Origin of the sequence: Rahnella inusitata (assembly GCF_965118895.1) — a bacterium.
Taxonomy (GTDB): Bacteria; Pseudomonadota; Gammaproteobacteria; order Enterobacterales; family Enterobacteriaceae; genus Rahnella; species Rahnella inusitata_A.
The window spans coordinates 49,683-69,471 of the sequence record NZ_CBCPJJ010000026.1; the positions used below are offsets into that span (position 1 = coordinate 49,683).

General features: G+C 50.1%; 19 protein-coding genes. 7 read left to right on the top strand and 12 right to left on the bottom strand.

The features are described 5' to 3' along the window. Nucleotides 1–8: 8 nt before the first annotated feature. The 7 genes from ACMHLI_RS21185 to rfaD form a co-directional block, all read right to left on the bottom strand. Entirely contained in the window at nt 9–1,016 is a 1,008-nt protein-coding gene (locus ACMHLI_RS21185; protein WP_413531184.1) for a glycosyltransferase, read from the bottom strand. A 67-nt stretch (nt 1,017–1,083) separates the two neighbouring features. After that, the gene (locus ACMHLI_RS21190; protein ID WP_413531185.1) at nt 1,084–2,331 is read right to left on the bottom strand and encodes an O-antigen ligase family protein; all 1,248 of its coding nucleotides are present in this window, start codon (nt 2,329–2,331) and stop codon (nt 1,084–1,086) included. Nucleotides 2,332–2,366: 35 nt separating this feature from the next. Further along, nucleotides 2,367–3,371 carry a glycosyltransferase family 8 protein gene (locus tag ACMHLI_RS21195; RefSeq protein WP_413531186.1) on the bottom strand — a complete coding sequence of 335 codons (1,005 nt, stop codon included), beginning with the start codon at nt 3,369–3,371 and terminating at the stop codon, nt 2,367–2,369. After that, nucleotides 3,364–4,461: a glycosyltransferase family 9 protein gene (locus ACMHLI_RS21200; protein ID WP_413531187.1), complete on the bottom strand. Its 1,098-nt coding sequence runs from the start codon at nt 4,459–4,461 to the stop codon at nt 3,364–3,366. The genes ACMHLI_RS21195 and ACMHLI_RS21200 overlap by 8 nt, the downstream gene beginning before the upstream one ends. Further along, nucleotides 4,458–5,447 carry a lipopolysaccharide heptosyltransferase RfaC gene (gene rfaC / locus ACMHLI_RS21205; protein WP_413531188.1) on the bottom strand — a complete coding sequence of 330 codons (990 nt, stop codon included), beginning with the start codon at nt 5,445–5,447 and terminating at the stop codon, nt 4,458–4,460. Before rfaC ends, ACMHLI_RS21200 begins: the two co-directional genes overlap by 4 nt. Then, complete coding sequence (rfaF, locus tag ACMHLI_RS21210) at nt 5,447–6,496, bottom strand: ADP-heptose--LPS heptosyltransferase RfaF (RefSeq protein WP_413531189.1); 1,050 nt, start codon at nt 6,494–6,496, stop codon at nt 5,447–5,449. Before rfaF ends, rfaC begins: the two co-directional genes overlap by 1 nt. Before the next feature lie 30 nt (nt 6,497–6,526). Next, nucleotides 6,527–7,459, bottom strand: coding sequence for an ADP-glyceromanno-heptose 6-epimerase (gene rfaD, locus ACMHLI_RS21215; protein WP_112165143.1), 933 nt, complete (start codon nt 7,457–7,459; stop codon nt 6,527–6,529). 241 nt (nt 7,460–7,700) lie between these two features. On the opposite strand from rfaD, the gene kbl reads away from it, so the two are divergent. Both kbl and tdh read left to right on the top strand, forming a co-directional pair. Then, nucleotides 7,701–8,897 (top strand): glycine C-acetyltransferase, encoded by a 1,197-nt coding sequence (gene kbl / locus ACMHLI_RS21220; RefSeq protein ID WP_413531190.1) that lies wholly within the window; start codon nt 7,701–7,703, stop codon nt 8,895–8,897. Between the two features lie 9 nt (nt 8,898–8,906). Then, a complete protein-coding gene (gene tdh / locus ACMHLI_RS21225; RefSeq protein WP_112165139.1) occupies nt 8,907–9,929 on the top strand; it encodes an L-threonine 3-dehydrogenase in 1,023 nt (340 codons plus the stop codon). A 64-nt stretch (nt 9,930–9,993) separates the two neighbouring features. On the opposite strand, the gene ACMHLI_RS21230 is transcribed toward tdh, so the two are convergent. From ACMHLI_RS21230 to gpmM, 5 genes are all read right to left on the bottom strand, one after another. Then, complete coding sequence (locus tag ACMHLI_RS21230; protein ID WP_413531191.1) at nt 9,994–10,923, bottom strand: hypothetical protein; 930 nt, start codon at nt 10,921–10,923, stop codon at nt 9,994–9,996. A 2-nt stretch (nt 10,924–10,925) separates the two neighbouring features. Beyond that, complete coding sequence (locus ACMHLI_RS21235; RefSeq protein ID WP_413531192.1) at nt 10,926–12,149, bottom strand: glycosyltransferase; 1,224 nt, start codon at nt 12,147–12,149, stop codon at nt 10,926–10,928. A 108-nt stretch (nt 12,150–12,257) separates the two neighbouring features. Beyond that, a complete protein-coding gene (locus ACMHLI_RS21240; RefSeq protein ID WP_413531193.1) occupies nt 12,258–13,268 on the bottom strand; it encodes a divergent polysaccharide deacetylase family protein in 1,011 nt (336 codons plus the stop codon). A 2-nt stretch (nt 13,269–13,270) separates the two neighbouring features. Continuing rightward, nucleotides 13,271–14,536, bottom strand: coding sequence for a murein hydrolase activator EnvC (gene envC / locus ACMHLI_RS21245; RefSeq protein ID WP_413531236.1), 1,266 nt, complete (start codon nt 14,534–14,536; stop codon nt 13,271–13,273). Nucleotides 14,537–14,708: 172 nt separating this feature from the next. Next, nucleotides 14,709–16,253 carry a 2,3-bisphosphoglycerate-independent phosphoglycerate mutase gene (gpmM, locus tag ACMHLI_RS21250; protein ID WP_413531194.1) on the bottom strand — a complete coding sequence of 515 codons (1,545 nt, stop codon included), beginning with the start codon at nt 16,251–16,253 and terminating at the stop codon, nt 14,709–14,711. Nucleotides 16,254–16,557: 304 nt separating this feature from the next. Here gpmM and ACMHLI_RS21255 point away from each other — a divergent pair, with 304 nt between their 5' ends. The 5 genes from ACMHLI_RS21255 to cysE all read left to right on the top strand — a co-directional run bounded on the left by ACMHLI_RS21255 (nt 16,558) and on the right by cysE (nt 19,757). Then, the gene (locus ACMHLI_RS21255) at nt 16,558–16,989 is read left to right on the top strand and encodes a rhodanese-like domain-containing protein (protein ID WP_413531195.1); all 432 of its coding nucleotides are present in this window, start codon (nt 16,558–16,560) and stop codon (nt 16,987–16,989) included. 53 nt (nt 16,990–17,042) lie between these two features. Then, nucleotides 17,043–17,294, top strand: coding sequence for a glutaredoxin 3 (gene grxC / locus ACMHLI_RS21260; protein WP_056774530.1), 252 nt, complete (start codon nt 17,043–17,045; stop codon nt 17,292–17,294). Nucleotides 17,295–17,357: 63 nt separating this feature from the next. Beyond that, nucleotides 17,358–17,828: a protein-export chaperone SecB gene (secB, locus tag ACMHLI_RS21265; RefSeq protein WP_056774533.1), complete on the top strand. Its 471-nt coding sequence runs from the start codon at nt 17,358–17,360 to the stop codon at nt 17,826–17,828. After that, nucleotides 17,828–18,847 (top strand): NAD(P)H-dependent glycerol-3-phosphate dehydrogenase, encoded by a 1,020-nt coding sequence (gpsA, locus tag ACMHLI_RS21270; RefSeq protein ID WP_413531196.1) that lies wholly within the window; start codon nt 17,828–17,830, stop codon nt 18,845–18,847. Before secB ends, gpsA begins: the two co-directional genes overlap by 1 nt. Before the next feature lie 88 nt (nt 18,848–18,935). Beyond that, nucleotides 18,936–19,757, top strand: a complete 822-nt coding sequence (gene cysE / locus ACMHLI_RS21275; RefSeq protein WP_112165120.1) for a serine O-acetyltransferase — start codon at nt 18,936–18,938, stop codon at nt 19,755–19,757. Nucleotides 19,758–19,789: the final 32 nt, after the last annotated feature.

Consider the following 19,789-nt stretch of genomic DNA (forward strand, 5'->3'; position numbering starts at 1 on the left):
GAAACATCCTAAGCGAGTTTGTTGCGCAAGGTGCGAAGGCGTTTCAGCCACAGCAACAATTGCCACCACTGCTTAGGGCCACGCGCATTACGCATCATTATCTGGCGGGTGCCGCTGGAGTAGATATCGTCAATCATGGCCTTTTGCGCGGCAGGATCGGGTTCCCGGCGGACGGAGTGACACACGGTCAATGCTTCGCGGGTTACCTGTCTCGGAAACTCAGAATAGATTTTGATTTTGCTTTTGTAACGCTGATTGAGCTCATCGAGCATTTTGGCAATCTTTAGGTAGTGCCTCTGATACTCAACATTTTTCATCCCGGTACGTTTCTGATTACTGATTGACTGCCCATGAATGTAATAACGATAAAGTATTTTTTGGGTATATCTCACGCGCTGAGCGTTGAACATGACCTCAGTCGTCCAGGGAATATCCTGATGATGTAAACCGGGTTCAAAATAGAGCTGGTGCTTCTTAATCAGCGCCAGACGATAAACACCGAGCCAGACAACGTGCAGATAGCGGTTGGTTGCCAGAGCCGTTTTAAGCCAGGTGGCGCCATCCATCACCGCCGTGGATGTTAAACGGTCAACGGGAATGATCGGTTTTACTTTTTCTGACCCAACAAAGTAACGCTCACCGTTGCACTGTGCGACGTCTAAGTCATCCTGTTCACACATATCAATTAACGTTTGGTACATCTGCGGATTGAGTATGTCATCGGCATCGGGGAAGGTGACATAAAGGCCTTTGGCGATATTTAAACCAGCATTGCGCGCACGGGAAACGCCACCGTTAGGCTGACTGATAACCGTGATATGCGGGTATTTTTCGGCATATTCTCGTGCAACCTGCTCGGATCCATCGGTTGAACCATCATTCACAATGATGATTTCAAGGCTGCTCAGCGTCTGCGCGACCAACGAATCCATGAAGTTTCTGAACATCTCCCCTGCGTTGTATAAGGGGATGATCGCGCTAAGCCTGATGTCTTCAGGCATCGATGTCGGGGTCATATCCACAATTTCCACTGATAAGGATGACAAGCAAACGGGGAGTCAGGTTAGCGTACTCCCCGTAAAATCACTTTTTCTCTAACGAAATGCGGTGACACATTCTCAGCATCAGCAAGTAACCAAACACCAGCACAACAAAATACGGTGATTCGCGATTATAGAACTGAGTGTCACCCTGACTGAAATAAATTACCGGCACCGAGAGCAGTAAGAACTCGTATCCTTTGGGGACCAGTTTGAACGGATACAGCAATAAAACCGCGAAGAACAACAACATAATGATGCCGCCAAAAATCCCCTGCAAGGAGAGCGTATCGATAATGTCATTATGCAGATGGAATTGCAGGTTACGGATTGCTTCCGGATTACCGCCTTCATGCTGATTGATGAAGGTGGTTGCCAGAGCGTTACGACTATCCGCTGACTGACCCAGCGGGTGCTGTTTGAATACGTCTATTCCTGCGCGCCACATTGAAAAACGAGCACCCACTGACGTATTTCGGTCGCCCTGATTATAGGAGGTAACTTCGGTTTGGAGATTATCAATACGGTCTAAAACTCTGTTGTAGTAAGGATGTCCAGAGATAACTCCGGCCAGAATTAAACCGCCGATAGCGAAGCCGTAAATGACTTTTGAGGTAGGAGAGCTTTTGGCGAAGTCGATAATAATGCTGCCAACACTAAATAGTACAAACAGCATAATGGCTGAGCGGGTTTCTGTTGCCGCCAGTACAGCAAAAGTCATTGTCATGACAATCAGACAGGCGAGTCTGTAATGTTTCAACACATGGTACTTCAGGCTATACATAAGCAGAAGTGAGAAAATAGTGAAGGTGTACGCCCCGGATGTAGGAGCGTCAGAATTTATTTTTATTCTTTCGCCGGTTTTTAAATAAAAAAGAATATGCGAAATGGAAATGACGATAAACAGCAATGTCATGATGGTGACACCAATGCGCAGCGTTAAAATGGATATCTTCCATTTGTGAAAATTATGCTCTATCGCGTAAAGGACAAAGGCGGCCAGTATCAGTCGTTTACCACTAATCTGATAATGGTAAGCAATTAACGGATACTGTTCATTTGTCGTTAACATTACCCACAGTAATTTACTGACGCCCAACGAAAAAACTATCCATGAGAAAACGTAAAAATGGATTTTCTTTTCTTTTTTAAAAGTAATGAAGATGAAATAGACAATGGCGACATAGGTGATGATGTAGAAGAAGTTGCGTGTAACCTCACCTGAGTACATAAAAAATGAAATAGATATCGATATAAACAGGAAGAAAATTGTAGCCAATTTATCGTCCATAGATATTTTATTCATTGCTGACAGCCAGTTCCTGATCATAAAGATTGATTCCTAAAAACCTTACTGCTCATATACTTAACCATCCAGCGCAAGCTATTCATATATTGGCGTTCGTGCCAGAGCGCCCGCGCATAACGTTTCATCTCTTTGTAAGAAACCGGCATATCATGAGGAACGTCATGCCATGGTGATTTCTCATAGTACTCATCATAAAGACTGGCTAATTCACCCATTCCCCAACGATGCCAGGGCTTACATTTACCTGTATAATGAATCAGGATTGTATCCTCCGGAACGGGTGTTTTCTTCCCCACTTTATTCAGGATAATGTCACAAACAAGATTGTATTTTTTAGGTAGCAATAAAACTTCATGTTCAAGAGCAATGTTTAGCGCATCCTGATCCGGGAAATTTAGCTCTGTGCCATGAATCGCCAACGTCTGAATAATTCTGTCTGTTGTTTTTTTATCAATCCATAACGGAATGTTGATATACAAAAAACCAGAGTTAAAATAGTTACCACTGGTCAGGCCTAAGTGGGGGCACAGTTTGTTACGCGCCCGCTCAGTGTCATTAACCGCAGCCAGTGTGTAGCGGCTGATATCTTTTTGATGAAGTTCTTTATAACTCCCTAAACATAATGTGTCAGCATCCAGGTAAATGAATTTTGATGTGACATCCGCAAGAATATAGGGAGTAAACAGGCGGTAATATATCGCCTGAGGATAGCGGCCTATTAATGGTAAATCGGCAAATGCAGACTCTTTAAAAACATAACAGGTGATGGCTAAAGAATGATCTACGGCCAGTTCGAGAAGCCGGGATTTTGAATTTTCATCCAGCGGACTGCCAAACACGTGAATATGGAAAACTAAGTCGGGATTATTTTCCAGAATCGAAAAAACAGTGATGCCCATACCACGCGCATACGCGTTATTGATGCCGAAGGCGATATGGACAACCGGCAACTCTGAAAACCCTAAATTGTTAACGAGCTCTTCTTTGTGCTCAAGATAACTCAGGTATTCCTGATTAGGCATGGTTCTGTTCCTGACCTGTTTTGCTGATGACAAAAGAACGTATCTGATTCAACTGTGCATCACTGAGCGAAAAGAGTTCTTCCGCGCTGTGTCTGAACGTATAGGGCGCTGAGAAAATGAAGGATTCCGGCGTGAGCTGTGGATCTTCCGGCGTTAAAATTAACGGCGCAAACGTCGGATGCTGTTCAGCTAAATCACAAGGCCCTGCGAGGCAAATCACCGGCGTTTCTACTGCATCGGCGATATAAATATTGCCCGAATCAGAAGCGATATATACATTCATCTGCGAGATGGCATAAGGCACTTCGTGCAATTTTAACTGACCAATCAGACTGATAATGTGTTCACTTTCAGTCAGTTTAGCGAGCAGCTGGTCAAGATAGTGTTGTTCATTTTCAGGGCCAAAAACGTAAAACTGACAAGGTAAACCGCGCAGACACTTGAAAATTTCTATCCATACATCAGTCGGAATGGTTTTTGCTTTGTTGCCTGCAGAAATACTGATACCGATTTTTATCTGCTGATTCTTTGCCAGCGCTGGCAGCGTTTGTTCCGGAATCCACAGTGGCCAGGTGGCATGCTTTTTGTAGCTATCGGCGGTAAACGTGGGGTTGGCCAGTTTCAGGTAACTTTCCAGCGTGAAATCTGTTTTTCTGTGTAAGCGAATAATATCTGCTGTCTGATAAAAAATGCTGTGGTACCACTTACGCGTATATGCGATCAGAAAAGCTTTTCCCGGCGCATTACAGAATGCGGCATAGAAAGCATTCACGCTGTTTGGCTGCAGCAGATACACGTTGTCGTAGCGATTGAGTAAATTGAATGCGAGACGAATCTTACTGAGTAAGGATTTTTTGTAATCTTCAATCAAATAAATGGAATCAATCGTTGCATCATGTTCCGCCAGCGGTAATACCGTTTTACTGATGAGTACGTCAGATTTCTTTAAATGCCTCAGCAGCGGGGTAATATTAACGAAATCCCCAATCTTAGCGGTTTGGATCACCAGATTGCGCCCGGTACCTCGATGAAAAGGTTTCATCAGCATTTTGAACGGCCACAGCAAGATAAAAATTATCACGTAGCTCATGGTCGGGTCGTTTCCTTTTCGACGGACATTACGGCATTCAGCTGTTCAAATACGCGTTCTGCCGGCAGGTTTTCCAGCGAATTTTTCTCAGCTTTCAGGATGAACTGATTTTGTCCGTAACCCCCAATTAAACCCGGATCGGTGGGGCCGTAGAGCGTGATATTTGGGCGATCCAGTGCCGCAGTCAGATGGCTTAAACCGGTATCTACGGAGATGACGGCTTTCGCGCCAGCCAAGACTTCGGCGACTTTTTCCAGACTTAATTTTGGTAGCACGTCTACGTTCGGGAAGCCTTCCGCCAGACGCAGCGCTCGCTGATATTCGTGCTCAGCGCCCCAGGGAAGTTTAATGCGAATTTGTTGCGCACTGAGCATGCCGATTAACTCCCGCCAGTGTGCTTCCGGCCAGTGTTTGTCTGCACGCGTGGTCGCGTGGAGAAATACCAGATACTGACCGGCATCAGCGGGAAGGTGTGCCAGGAAGCGTGCCGCGATGGCGTAATCGCCCTGAACGGAGGGTTTCTCATAGCCCAGACTTTTGGCAAACAGTTCTCTGGTGCGTTCTACCGCATGTTGTTTCTTATCGATTTCATGACGATGGTTGTAGAACCAGCTGGCAAAGGGCTCGCGGGCACTTTTGCAGTCCTGCCCGTGTTTTTCACCTTTAGCGACGCGGGTGATCAGTGCTGCGCTTTTGATCAAACCCTGTGCGTCTATCACGGCATCATAAGTCTGAGACTGTACTTCACGCTTGAAGTCACAGCGCTGCTGACGGGTTTCCGAACCGAACCAGTTTTTACGCCAGCGCCGTATGGCAACCGGAATCACGCGAACGACCGCCGGATGCCAGCCAGGAATCTGTGCAAAGCCCTCTTCCACGACCCAGTCAAAGCGGATCCCCGGAATAGCCTGTAACGCATCTGTCAGTGCAGGAAGCGTGTGCAATACGTCACCCATTGACGATGTTTTGACGATGAGAACCCGCATTACTGCTCCTTCCTTGTGCTCAACAACAGGTTTAATTCCTGATAAACCTGTTCTGGCTGAATATCGATCAGGCTTTGATGATAGCCTTCTTCGGCATCACCTTTGCGGACTTTATGATAGCCGGTGATCAGGCGGATAACTTTTGCCTGATGGCTGAGTGGTGGCGTGAAATCAGGGCTGCTTGGGCCGTAGAGCGCCACAAGTGGCTTATCCAGTGCAGCTGCGACGTGCATCAGGCCGGAGTCATTACTGACCACGGCGTTGCAGGCAGCGATCATCACCACCGCCTGATCCAGCGAGGTTTTTCCAGCCAGATTTAGACAGAAAGGCTGTGCGTTTTCAGTCAGCGCAAGGCGAATTTGCTCGCCTGCGGCATGGTCTTTGGCGGAGCCAAACAAAACTACCTGCTGGCCTTCGGCGATCAGTTTTTCTGCTAACGCCGCGTAATGATAATGTGGCCAGCGTTTTGCCGGGCCGAATTCTGCACCGGGGCAAAAACCAATTAACGGCCGGTCATTGTTGACCGAAAATGCGTTTTTAACGGCAATCACTTCTGCTTCAGAGACCTGCAATTTCGGCCACAGAATCGGTTGCGGCAAATCTTCGGCAGTGTGGATTTGCGCAGCATCGTAGCCCAATGCGGCGTAGCGCTGAACCATCAGTGGGAAAGCGGCTTTATCCAACACGCGTAAATCATTAAGCAGGCCGTAGCGCATTTCGCCGCGCCAACCTGTACGCACAGGAATGCGCGCAAAGAATGGCACCAGCGCGGATTTGAACGAGTTTGGCAACACGTAGGCGTGCTGATAACTTCCGTTGCGCAGAGAAATGCCCAGACGGCGGCGCTCACCCAATTCCAATGCGCCATGACCCAGCGGCATCGACAGCGCCTGATTTACTTCTGGCATTCTGTCGAGCAGCGGACGGCACCATGCGGGTGCCATCACGTCAATCTGTGCGTCCGGGTGCGCCACCTTCAGGGTGCGGTAAAGACTTTGTGACATCATCATGTCACCGACCCATGACGGCCCAATTACCAGTATTTTCATACCGTTAATCCATTCCTCAATGTGCGGTTCTTAGACTGTGCGGTTGAGCCAGCTCATGTATTCCGTCACACCTTCGGCAACCGTTTTGAACGGCTTGTCATAACCCGCTTTACGCAGAGCCGTCATATCAGCCTGCGTGAAAGACTGGTAACGACCTTTCAGTTTTTCCGGGAATGGAATGTATTCGATATCGCCGGATTTGTGATAGGCAACCACGGCATCCGCCACAGCCTGGAAAGATTCTGAACGGCCGGTGCCGCAGTTGAAAATACCGGATACGCCGTTCTGCCAGAACCACAGGTTTACCGCTGCTACATCACCTACATAGATGAAATCGCGTTTGAAACCTTCGCTGCCTGAGAACAATTTAGGGTTCTCACCGGCGTTGATTTGGTTATTCAAATGGAATGCAACGCTCGCCATGCTGCCTTTATGACCTTCACGTGGGCCATAAACGTTGAAGTAGCGGAAACCGCAGATCTGGGATTCAGCGTGAGGCAAAATTTCACGAACATACTGGTCAAACAGGAACTTGGAGTAACCGTAAACGTTCAGCGGCTGCTCGTACTGACGCTCTTCAACAAAGCTGGTGCTCTGGCTGCCGTAGGTCGCAGCGGAAGAGGCGTACAGGAAAGGAATGCTACGATCGAGACAGAAATGCAGGATATCTTTCGAATACTGATAGTTGTTATCCATCATGTATTTGCCGTCCCACTCAGTGGTGGACGAGCAGGCGCCTTCATGGAAGATCGCGTCGATATCACCGAGATCGTCGCCGGCAACGATGCTGGCGATGAAGTCTTCTTTATCGCAGTAATCCGCAATATCCAGATCGACCAGATTGACGAATTTGGTGCCGTCTTTCAGGTTGTCGACCACTAAAATATCGCGGTATCCCATATCATTGAGCGATTTAATAATATTGCTGCCGATAAAACCAGCGCCGCCAGTGACGATTATCATGGGACTCACCTTTAATCATTTTAAAATCACGCACCATGCGTAATTTATACAGTTGGTAATATCATAACACTTCATTATCAAGCTCACATTGGGAAGGTGTCCGATAACACGCATTCTTGTGTTTCAGGGCGTAAGGCGTGAACTATGCTGCAAAATGAAGATATTGTGAGCGTTTTCATCGTTATTTCATATACAGATTAGTAATGTATTCCGTGAATGAGTCATTTCAGGAGAATACTGTATGTCTGTTTCGTTTTATCGCCAATTGGAAGACCAGCTCGATCAGGCGCGGGTTGAGGGATTGTTTAAGGAAGAACGCATTCTCACCACGCCGCAGCAGCCAGAGGTTTCGGTGGCCGGTGGAAAGCCGGTCATTAATTTTTGCGCGAATAACTATCTCGGGCTGGCGAACCATCCTGCATTAATCCAGGCCGCCAAGGCCGGGCTCGACAGCCACGGTTTTGGCATGGCCTCGGTGCGCTTTATCTGCGGTACACAAGATACGCATAAAGAACTCGAACATCGTCTGGCGGATTTTCTCGGTATGGACGATGCCATTCTGTATTCCTCCTGTTTTGACGCCAACGGAGGTTTATTTGAAACGCTGCTAGGTGAAGAGGATGCGATTATCTCCGATGCGCTTAATCATGCGTCGATAATCGACGGTGTACGTCTGTGCAAAGCCAAACGCTATCGTTACGCCAACAACAATATGGCGGAGCTTGAAGCGCGTTTACAGCAGGCGAAAGATGAGGGTGCGCGCCACATTCTGGTCGCGACTGACGGTGTTTTTTCCATGGATGGCGTGATTGCCAACCTCAGGGGCGTGTGCGATCTGGCCGAGCGTTTTGATGCGCTGGTAATGGTCGATGATTCCCATGCCGTTGGCTTTGTCGGCGCAGAGGGGCGGGGGACGCACGAATATTGTGACGTCATGGGCCGCGTGGATATTATCACTGGTACACTCGGCAAGGCGCTGGGTGGCGCATCAGGCGGTTATACGGCGGCGCGTCAGGAAGTGATCGACTGGCTGCGTCAGCGCTCGCGTCCTTATCTCTTCTCGAACTCTCTGGCACCCTCGATTGTTGCTGCGTCTCTTGAAGTTTTGTCGATGCTCGAAAAAGGCAGCGAACTGCGCGAGAAGCTTCTCTCCAATTCCAAACTGTTCCGAGAAAAAATGACCGCTGCCGGTTTTACGCTGGCCGGTGCCGATCACGCCATTATCCCGGTCATGCTCGGCGAAGCGCGTCTGGCACAGGATTTCGCCGCTCAGTTGCAACAGGAAGGGATTTACGTCACCGGTTTCTTTTATCCGGTGGTCCCACAGGGACAGGCGCGTATTCGTACCCAAATGTCCGCGGCGCATACTACGGAACAGATCGAACAAGCCGTTGACGCCTTCACCCGTATTGGCAGAAAACTTGGCGTGATCGCCTGAGGAGTGTCCATGAAAGCGTTAGCAAAACTGAAACGTGAAGAAGGTATCTGGATGACCGATGCGCCGGTGCCGGAGTTAGGGCACAACGATTTGCTGATCAAAATCCGCAAAACGGCGATCTGCGGCACTGATGTGCATATTTATAATTGGGACGCATGGTCACAAAAAACGATTCCTGTGCCGATGGTGGTCGGGCATGAGTATGTTGGCGAAGTGGTCGGGATCGGGCAGGAAGTTAAAGGCTTCAGTCTGGGTGACCGGGTGTCCGGCGAAGGGCACATCACCTGCGGGCATTGCCGTAACTGTCGCGGTGGTCGAACGCATCTTTGCCGTAATGCGCAGGGCGTAGGCGTTAACCGTCCGGGCGCATTTGCGGAATATCTCGTTTTGCCGGCGTTCAATGCCTTTAAAATACCTGACAACATTTCCGATGATCTGGCCGCGATTTTCGACCCGCTCGGCAATGCGGTGCACACCGCGTTGTCGTTTGATCTGGTTGGCGAGGATGTATTGATCAGCGGTGCCGGACCGATCGGCATCATGGCCGCGGCAATTTGTAAACACGTCGGCGCGCGTCACGTAGTCATTACTGACATGAACGAATACCGGCTGGAACTGGCGCGCAAAATGGGCGTTACGCGGGCGGTCAATGTGAGCCAGCAAAGCCTGCCAGAAGTGATGGAAGAGCTGGGCATGACCGAAGGGTTTGATGTCGGGCTGGAAATGTCAGGCGCACCCGCCGCCTTTCGCAGCATGCTCAGTGCTATGAACCACGGCGGCCGAATTGCGATGCTGGGTATTCCTTCAGCTGAAATGGCCATAGACTGGAATCAGGTGATTTTCAAAGGGCTGTTTATCAAAGGGATTTATGGTCGTGAAATGTTTGAAACCTGGTACAAAATGGCAGCGCTGATCCAGTCGGGATTAGACCTCACGCCACTGATTACCCACCATTTCCCGATTGATGACTTCCAGAAAGGCTTCGACGCCATGCGTTCCGGCCATTCAGGAAAAGTGATCCTGGACTGGTAATATTCTCTGAAATGACAAAGGCCCGCTATATCAGCGGGCCTTTGTTTATGTCTGGCAAAAAAACTCAAGCTGCCGGATCCGCCGTTTGCTTTTCAGCATCCGTCAGATAACGTACTTTGCGCGTGTAATCCTGCCCTTTAAACAATAACTCGTTATCCGGCGAGGCCAGATACTTTTGCCATTCAGTCAGCGGAAAACCGCCGTGTGCGCCAATCACTTCTTTGGGAATAATTGACGGTGTGCCGCCAATTTTCTTCGACACCGGCCAGTTCATCCAGTCGCCTAAATTAACGCTTTTGATGTCCAGCGTGTCGAGCATCGCGGCAAGGGGTAATTGATCCGTTGGCGGCTGATTGTCAGGCAGAATATTCCAGGTATCGCGAAAGAACATAATCCACAGCGGACACAAACGTTCCCAGGTTTTACGCGTTGCGGCTAAGAATGCGCCGTTGACGTGATCAACGATGTAAGGCCGCACGCTGTCTTTGTAATAAGCCGGAATGATCGCCGGATCGCATCCGTCGAGTTTTGCGATCATTTTTCCCTGACGGAAGCTCGAGTAAATGTGATTTTCATGCAGCTGGATTTCGGGCATCTTCAGCAAGTTCAAATCAGAATCGATCATCAAAATACCGTCGGTTCTGGCCTGCAAAGGAGCCATCAGTTTGATCAAACGGCTGAGATAAATTTGCTTATAGCGATAGTCGCCGGACTTTGTCTCCGGGTTCAGCGTCACAATGCGGACTTTTTCCGGCAGCGGCCTGAACTGGCTGGCGTCCTGATCGGTCACGATAACAATTTCCTGCAGCTGGGTGGCAAATTTGTCAGCAAATTCTGCGCACAAACAGGCTTCTTCAATATAGTCAGCGCCCGCGGAAGGGATTACCACGGACGTCACACTGTTCTCAGGCTTGCCTGCTGTCACTGTCTGCGAATAAGGCAGATTGTGGCGCGAAAGAATGTGACGATATTTTGAATTCAGGAATTTGAACATGTTCAGCCTTGTTTCTTTTTGACACTGCTTAAAACGGTTTCAACGCCAGAGACATATTTCTCAATGGCAAATTTATCGCGAACATTGGCGTTCGCCTGCTGTGCTATTTCGTTACGAAGGTGCTCGTTAAGATACAACGTTTTCATATGGTTAAAGAGCATCTCAACGTCGCCGTACTCGAATAACATGCCGGTTTCAGCATTCTTTACCAGTTCAGCGGTACCGGTTACGTTGGAACCAATGACCGGTGTTTCCAGCAGCATCGATTCTAAAACAACACGCGGCAGGCCTTCGCTTTTCGACCCTAAAATAAAGGCATCGAACGCGGACAGATATTCCAGCGCGTTGCTTTGAAAACCGGTAAAGACCACTTTATCCATCATGTTCAGGCTTGCAGCCTGCTGGATAAGGCGACGTAAATTTGGCCCTTCGCCGACAAAAACCATCATCCATTTTGCTTCCGGGAAAGCCCGGTTAAATTTATCCAGTGCAAGCAAGGTGAAATGATGTGCTTTACGGTTGATCAGCGAGCCGATGCTGCCAAAGATAAAAGTATCATCGGTCGCACCCAATTCCTTACGGATGTTGGCCCCATCGGGCAAGGGTTGATTGATATCAATACCGTTGAAAACGGTAAAACAGAGCTCACTGCGCACTCCGCGCTTTAGCAACTGTTCCTGCACGCCCTGAGAAACAGAAATAATGCTGTGGCAGAACTTATTCACAATGCGCACGACATCGCGGTTCAGTACCGGCTCGATGCGGCAATGCTGGACAATGGCGGTCGGTAAACCTGCGGTAGAATAATAGCCTTCAACATTCGAACTGGGCTGATTGTTCATATACAAAATATCGAACTGTCCGAGCTCAAGCAGGGAATGGATCTTGCGAATGTTGGGGTTGATTCGCCAGATTTTATCAATGGAGTAAATTGCTTTCTGACGCAGATGACTGCTGAAGAAAAACAGGGTACGCAGCACTTCTTTACTGATTTTAGCCCATGCAGGTTGTTTGACCTGCGGGATGAAGAAGACGGGAACGTTCAGCGAGTTCAGTATCTGGCTGATGGTTTCCCCGTTATCCCGCGAATAATCATTGTAAAAGCAGCAGCTAATTTCAAATTTTTCCCGATCGATTCTTTTCAGCAGCTCTAACATACTGTTAGTGCCACCTCCCCATTCTTTGCCGCTGTCGAGCAGCAGAATTTTAGATCGATCTTGTCCCATTTGTGAGCGCCCCTGCGCAGTCTGAATCCCAAAACATGCAGCGCCCATTATAGGGGGCAAATTCTTTAAGCTCTACCTATTTGGTTTTGAGTGCTAAAATCATATTTATCAATATGTTGGATTCTTATTTATTTTCTTTGCGTCAGGGTTTATCTCTGTAGCCGGTTCAACCGGTACGGATCCCCGCATTTGTGGGAACGTTGTTAACGTATGATACTGGCGCTCAATGAACAGGACAGCCGGCGTCGTCACCAGACTTTCACCGATGGCTTTAAACATGCTATCCGCATAAATCTGAGGAACAGGATGTTTCACGCGACAAACGCTGATGCCTTTAGCTGCTGATTTGGCTGGTGTGGTCTTTGGCGGCTTACCCGCAGAGGCTGAACTGCGTATTGGTTCATTGAGCAGATCGCTTGGCCGCACCAGTACGATATCGGAAGGCAAATTCGGCAGCATTTGTTGCAGTACTTTCACCGTCGTGGGATGCGGATGGCCTATAGCGATCGCATAGCCATTTTTGCGTGCCAGTTGAATGGCGCGCTCAAACTGACGGCGAATTTCAGCCTCATTTTGTACATCATCTAAAAAGACGTTGCGCTTGATGACTTTCACTCGGGTTCCCTCAGCGGCCTGGACCGACTTGGTATTACCGATAGTCATGCTGTCGAGGAAGAACAGATTGTGGGCGTTCATGGCCTGCATGACGTTTTCCATGCCGGTCAGGCTTGAAGTCATGGCGCTGCCCATATGATTGTTGATGCCAATCGCGTAGGGAATATTGGCGATCGCCTGATCGACTATCCGCTTCACTTCCCCGGCACTCATGGAGGGCGTCAGCGTATTTTTTTCCAGCGGTTGTTTGCTCAGCGGTGCCATCGGCAGGTGGATCAGAATTTCACGCCCCTGCTGGTGGGCCTTGTTCATCATCATCTGCGAATCGGGTGCATTGGGGAAAATCGCCACGGATACCGCTTTTGGCATCTGAAGTACCTGGTTTTCCTCATGCTGGCGATAACCAAAGTCATCAATCAGAATGGATAATTTCGCTGCCTGAACCTGACAAACGAATAACGCAGTACCACAAAGGGCAGCTAAAACGGACTTTTTATATTGCAATGCTATCTTCCCAACCACGGCTGTGGGTTAACGGCCTGGCCCTGACGACGAATTTCAAAATACAACGATGGCTGGCCCTGTCCGCCGCTGTTCCCTACTTTGGCAATGGCCTGACCGGTTTTCACCTGATCGCCCACGCTGACCAGCGCATCCTGGTTATACCCGTAAAGGCTCATGTCACCCCTGCCGTGGTCGATCACCACAACCAGCCCGTAGCCTTGTAACCAGTCCGCCAGAATGACGCGGCCTTCTGCAATTGCACGTACATCACTGCCTTCACGTGCCGAAATTACAATTCCTTTCCAGCGTAGTTCACCCTGCAACTGTTCGCCGAAACGGTGTATCAAAGAACCGGTCACCGGCCACATATTCTGCCCTGATGGCCTTCCCAGCCCGCCGGTGCGCGCCATCAGCGATTGCTCGCTTTGCGTCGGTTTGTAGGTGGAGCCTTTTTTCTTCGCCTGCTGTTCTTTCGCCCGCACAGCGGCGGCTTCGCGCGCTTCTTTCTCAGCACGGGCTTTTGCAGCACGCTCAGCGGCCGCAATTTTGTTTTGCAGGCTCGATTCGTTGGCACGCAGTTCTGTCAGGCTTTGCTCATCTTTTTGCAAAGAGGACTCGAGTGCTGTCAGCGTTTGTTTGCGCGCTGCACGAGCTTGCTCAAGTTTTTGCTGCTGAGTCTGTTGCTCGCCTAACAGATTCTTCTGCTGAGTTTGTTTGGACTCCAACGCAACCCGCTGTTCGCCGAGCGTGGTGCGCGTTTGTTTGAGTTCTTCGATGGTCTTCTGGCGGGCTTCATTCAGATAGCCGAAATAGGCCAGGATCCGCTCGCTGCGTTCGCTCTCTTCACTACTGAGAAGCAGTTGCAGGCCTTTATGCTGACCGATGCGGAATGCGGAATCGAGCTGTTTGGCGAGAATGCCTTCCTGCGTTTTTTGCTGTTTCTGCAATTTGTCGATAGACAGCGTCAGCCCGGAGATATCCTTCCCAAGCGTACTCAGCGTCGATTGTGTGCTGCGAAGTTGGGAGCTGGCTGAAGCAATGGTTTTTTCCTGCGCCTGCAATTGTTGTAACAGCGTGCCACGTTGTTGTTTCTGCTGTTTAACGCTTTTCTCTTTTTCTGCGATGTTTTGCTGAATGGTTTTGAGCTGATCTTTATTATCATCAGCATGGGCAGTAAGAGAGAGCGTCATTAAGGAGGCGCAAAGCAATAAGGCTGAAGATGGGAAGGCGGATACGACCTTGTCCGAAGCGGAAAGGCGGGTTCTCATCAGGCTGAAATGAATGAATTTGCTCAAACTTTTTTCCGCTTGTCGACCGTGGATGATAGACAATATGGCTGTCCCTGGCCGTATCGTAACACTAATCAACCGGCTGATGCACAAACAAAAAAGGCGTACCCACCTGAGCGGATACGCCTGTATTTCAGTGTTTTTAAGGAAATTAACGTGCGATAAACAGCGGTTTGCCGCTCATTTCTGGCGGAATTTCCATTCCCATCAGAGAGAGCATAGTCGGCGCGATATCCGACAGCTTACCGCCTTCCACGGCTTCTGCGTTGCCGCCGATATAAATCAGCGGGACAGGCAGGCTGGTGTGCGCGGTGTGCGCCTGACCGGTGGCCGGATCACGCATCTGTTCTGCGTTACCGTGGTCAGCGGTGATCAGCAACTGGCCGCCAACGGCTTTCACGGCTTCAACCACTTGCGCAACACAGTTATCCAGCGTTTCTACTGCATTGATGGCTGCCTCATAAACACCCGTGTGGCCGACCATGTCGCCATTCGGATAGTTACAAATGATGGCATCGTATTTGCCGCTGGCAATGGCGCCCAGCAGTTTGTCTGTGAGCTCTGCGGAGCTCATTTCCGGTTGCAGATCATAAGTTGCCACGTTCGGCGATTTCACCAGAATACGGTCTTCGCCAGTAAACGCGTCTTCCATACCGCCATTAAAGAAGAAGGTCACATGTGCGTATTTCTCAGTTTCGGAGATGCGCAGCTGCGTTTTTTCGTGCGCCATCAGCCATTCACCCAGTGTATTTTTCAGGGATGCAGGGGGATACGCGCAGGCTGCGTCGATGTCGGCAGCATATTCGGTCAGCATGACGAAATCGCCGAAGTTGATCACTTTTTCGCGGGTAAAACCGTCGAAGTCCGGGCTTATGAAAGCGCGGGTGATTTCGCGTGCGCGGTCGGCGCGGAAGTTCATGAAGATCATCGCGTCGCCATCGTTGATCGCGGCGGTTTCTTCCCCGGCAGCCTGTAACACAGTCGGCTTCACGAATTCATCATTTTCATCGCGGGCATACGCAGCTTGCAGGCCTGACAGTGCGTTTTCGGCCGTGAACGCGCCTTTTGCTTCAGTCATCAGGTCATAGGACAGTTGTACGCGATCCCAACGATTATCGCGGTCCATGGCGTAGTAACGGCCAACGATTGATGCAATGCGGCCAGTGCCGATTTCAGCGAATTTCTCAGTGAAACGTTTTAAGGCAGATTCTGCGCTGCGCGGTGGCGTATCGCGGCCATCGAGGAAAGCATGCAGATAAATCGCTTTTGCGCCGCGACGATGAGCTAATTCGACCATCGCCATTATGTGGTCTTCGTGGCTATGAACGCCGCCCGCAGAGAGAAGACCCATGATGTGAACCGCTTTGCCCGCATTGACGGCACGATCTACAGCAGCGGTCAGTACGCTATTATTAAAGAAATCGCCTTCTTTGATCTCTTTATCGAGGCGGGTCAGATCCTGATAGACGATGCGGCCAGCGCCTAAATTGACATGGCCGACCTCGGAGTTGCCCATCTGGCCGTCTGGCAGACCGACGTCCAGACCGGATGCGGCGATTAGCGTATGGGGTTGGGTCGCCCAAAGATTATCCATGACCGGTGTTTTGGCATTCAGAATCGCGTTGTCTTGTTGTTCTTCACGATGGCCGTAACCATCAAGAATCACCAGAACCATCGGTTTTTTGTTGCTCGACATGTCAATTGACCTCAGTTAAAAAGATGAAATGCTCAATAGCCTCGCCGGCTGAACAGGCGTAAACAGGCGCGGCTATAAGCATTCAGGCGGGCTGATTTTACCCCAGTGAGCGAGGCGAATAGCCGTGAGAGATCAAAGATGGGGTGAGGTGAGGGTTAACTTTCATCATAAAGGCGTGTTAATTTTTCGGGATGTGCCGCAGATTGTGGCATTAGCCCGTGCTTACTGGCTGTATTTGCTCCGACGCGCAGGTATACTCTGAAGCCTTGAATTTTCCCCTAACTGACGGGAGTTGCTACACCCCATGCAAGATATTATGCCATTCATCAGTGCGCATCCGGTTCTCAGCCTGGCGTGGGTTGCGTTACTGATTGCAGTAATTGTGACCACCTTTAAAACACGTTTTTCTAAAGTGAAAGAGATCACCCGTGGTGAAGCAACCCGCCTGATCAATAAAGAAGATGCCGTCGTCGTCGATGTGCGTACGCGTGAAGAGTTCCGCAAAGGCCACATCGCCACGTCCCTGAATGTGCTGACCACAGACATCAAAAGCAATAATCTGGGTGAGCTGACTAAACATAAAGCGCAGCCGGTTATTGTGGTATGTGCTTCAGGCCAGACTTCCCGCACAGCGGCAGAAGGTCTGATCGCGGCCGGTTTTGAGCGTGTTTTCACGTTGAAAGAAGGCATCAGCGGCTGGAGCAGTGAAAATCTGCCACTGGCGCGCGGTAAATAAGATCTCAGCCCAATCGCAACGGCATTAAAATCTACGACTTAGAGGTGGAACCCATGGCTAAAATTGAAATCTACACCAAGGCAACCTGTCCTTATTGCCATCGTGCGAAAGCCCTGCTTAATAGCAAAGGCGCTTCATTCGATGAAATCGCAATTGATGGCGATGCGGATAAACGTGAAAAGATGATCGCCCGTAGCGGTCGTTCAACCGTTCCTCAGATTTTTATCGATGGACAGCACGTTGGCGGTTGCGATGATTTACATGCACTTGATGCACGCGGTGGCCTTGACCCATTACTGGGATAACTGGGGCGGCTGCGTATTTTCATTAAGTGTTTAAAGGACTTTTAACTCAAGGGTACTACTCACATGTCAGAACAAAATAACACCGAGATGGCTTTCCAGATCCAGCGTATTTATACCAAAGATATCTCTTTTGAAGCGCCAAACGCACCTCAGGTTTTCCAGCAAGACTGGCAGCCAGAAGTGAAACTGGATCTTGATACTGCTTCCAGCCAGCTGGCTGAAGGCGTGTACGAAGTTGTATTGCGTGTAACGGTAACTTCTTCACTGGGCGACGAAACCGCGTTCCTGTGCGAAGTTCAGCAAGGTGGTATCTTCAGCATCTCCGGTATTGATGGCAACCAGATGGCGCATTGCCTGGGTGCATATTGCCCGAACATTCTGTTCCCGTATGCCCGTGAGTGCATCACCAGCCTGGTTTCCCGCGGTACCTTCCCGCAACTGAATCTGGCACCTGTCAACTTCGACGCGCTGTTCATGAACTATCTGCAACAGCAAGCTGAAACCGAAGGTGCTGAACCACATCAGGATGCCTGATGAAAACCGTCAATGCGTCAATGACTGTAATCGGTGCCGGCTCGTACGGCACCGCTTTAGCAATTACCCTTGCCAGAAATGGGCATCCCGTTGTGCTGTGGGGACATAATCCCGACCACATCAACGCCTTGCAACGTGCCCGTTGTAATCAGGAATTCCTTCCTGATGTGCCATTCCCCGACAATCTGCTGCTCGAAACTGATCTGTCTGTCGCGTTAGCGGCCAGCCGCAATGTGCTGGTTGTCGTGCCGAGCCATGTGTTTGGTGACGTGTTGCGTCAGTTGAAACCGCATCTGCGCGCTGATGCGCGTGTGGTATGGGCGACCAAAGGTCTGGAAGCAGAAACCGGACGTTTGCTGCAGGATGTCGCGCGTGAAGAACTCGGCGATACTATCCCGTTAGCCGTGATTTCTGGCCCGACGTTCGCCAAAGAGCTGGCGGCGGGAATGCCGACGGCGATTTCTCTGGCGGCTACGGATGCCAATTTTGCCGACGATTTACAGCAACTGCTGCACTGCGGCAAAAGCTTCCGCGTTTACAGCAACCCCGATTTCATCGGCGTGCAGCTGGGCGGTGCGATTAAAAACGTGATTGCCATCGGTGCCGGTATGTCTGACGGCATTGGTTTCGGTGCAAATGCCAGAACGGCATTAATCACCCGTGGTCTGGCAGAAATGAGCCGCCTCGGAACTGCGCTGGGTGCCGATCCTGCTACCTTTATGGGCATGGCAGGCTTGGGTGATTTGGTGTTAACCTGCACAGACAACCAGTCACGTAACCGCCGCTTCGGTATTATGCTGGGGCAGGGAATGGATGTTCAGGCAGCACAGAACACCATCGGTCAGGTTGTTGAAGGCTATCGCAACACCAAAGAAGTACGGGTTTTGGCGCAGCGCCATAACGTTGAAATGCCTATTACGGAACAGATTTACCAGGTCTTATACTGCGGTAAAGATGCCCGTGAAGCAGCCACGAATTTACTTGCCCGTGCGAGCAAGGACGAAAAACACAGCCACTGACCGGCGATAAGTAGCATAGCCACCTTGTCGGAGATCTCCACAGGGCGGCTTTTTATTATCCGAATCTGCAAAGTCGTAAGGAACAGTGATGTCGTTAGAAGAATTAGAACTGGTCTGGAATAACATTAAATCAGAGGCGCGAGCGCTGGCGGAGTGTGAACCTATGCTGGCGAGCTTCTTCCACGCGACGTTACTTAAGCATGAAACGCTGGGCAGTGCGTTGAGCTATATTCTGGCCAACAAACTGGGCAACCCGATCATGCCTGCGATGGCCATCCGTGAAGTCGTCGAAGAAGCCTATCGCAACGACGAGCAAATGATCCTCTCCGCCGCGCGCGATATTCTGGCAGTGCATCAGCGCGATGCTGCCGTCGACAAATACTCCACGCCGCTGCTTTATCTGAAAGGATTCCACGCGCTACAGGCTTATCGCATCGGCAACTGGCTGTGGAAACAGGACCGAAAAGCGCTGGCGATCTATTTCCAGAATCAGATTTCCGTTTCCTTCGGCGTGGATATCCACCCTGCGGCGCGTATTGGTTGCGGCATTATGCTCGACCACGCCACAGGGATTGTTATCGGTGAAACGGCCGTCGTCGAAAACGACGTCTCTATTCTGCAATCCGTCACGCTCGGTGGTACCGGTAAAACATGCGGTGACCGACATCCGAAAATTCGTGAAGGTGTAATGATTGGGGCGGGCGCGAAGATTCTCGGCAATATTGAGGTCGGCGTGGGCGCGAAGATTGGAGCAGGGTCTGTGGTCTTGCAGTCAGTGCCCGCACATACCACGGCTGCAGGTGTGCCCGCGCGTATCGTCGGCAGGCCGGAAAGCGAGCGTCCTTCGATGGATATGGATCAGCACTTTAACGGTATCGTGCAGGGTTTTGAATTCGGCGACGGTATCTGATACAAAAATGGCATGTTTCTGCATGCCATCGT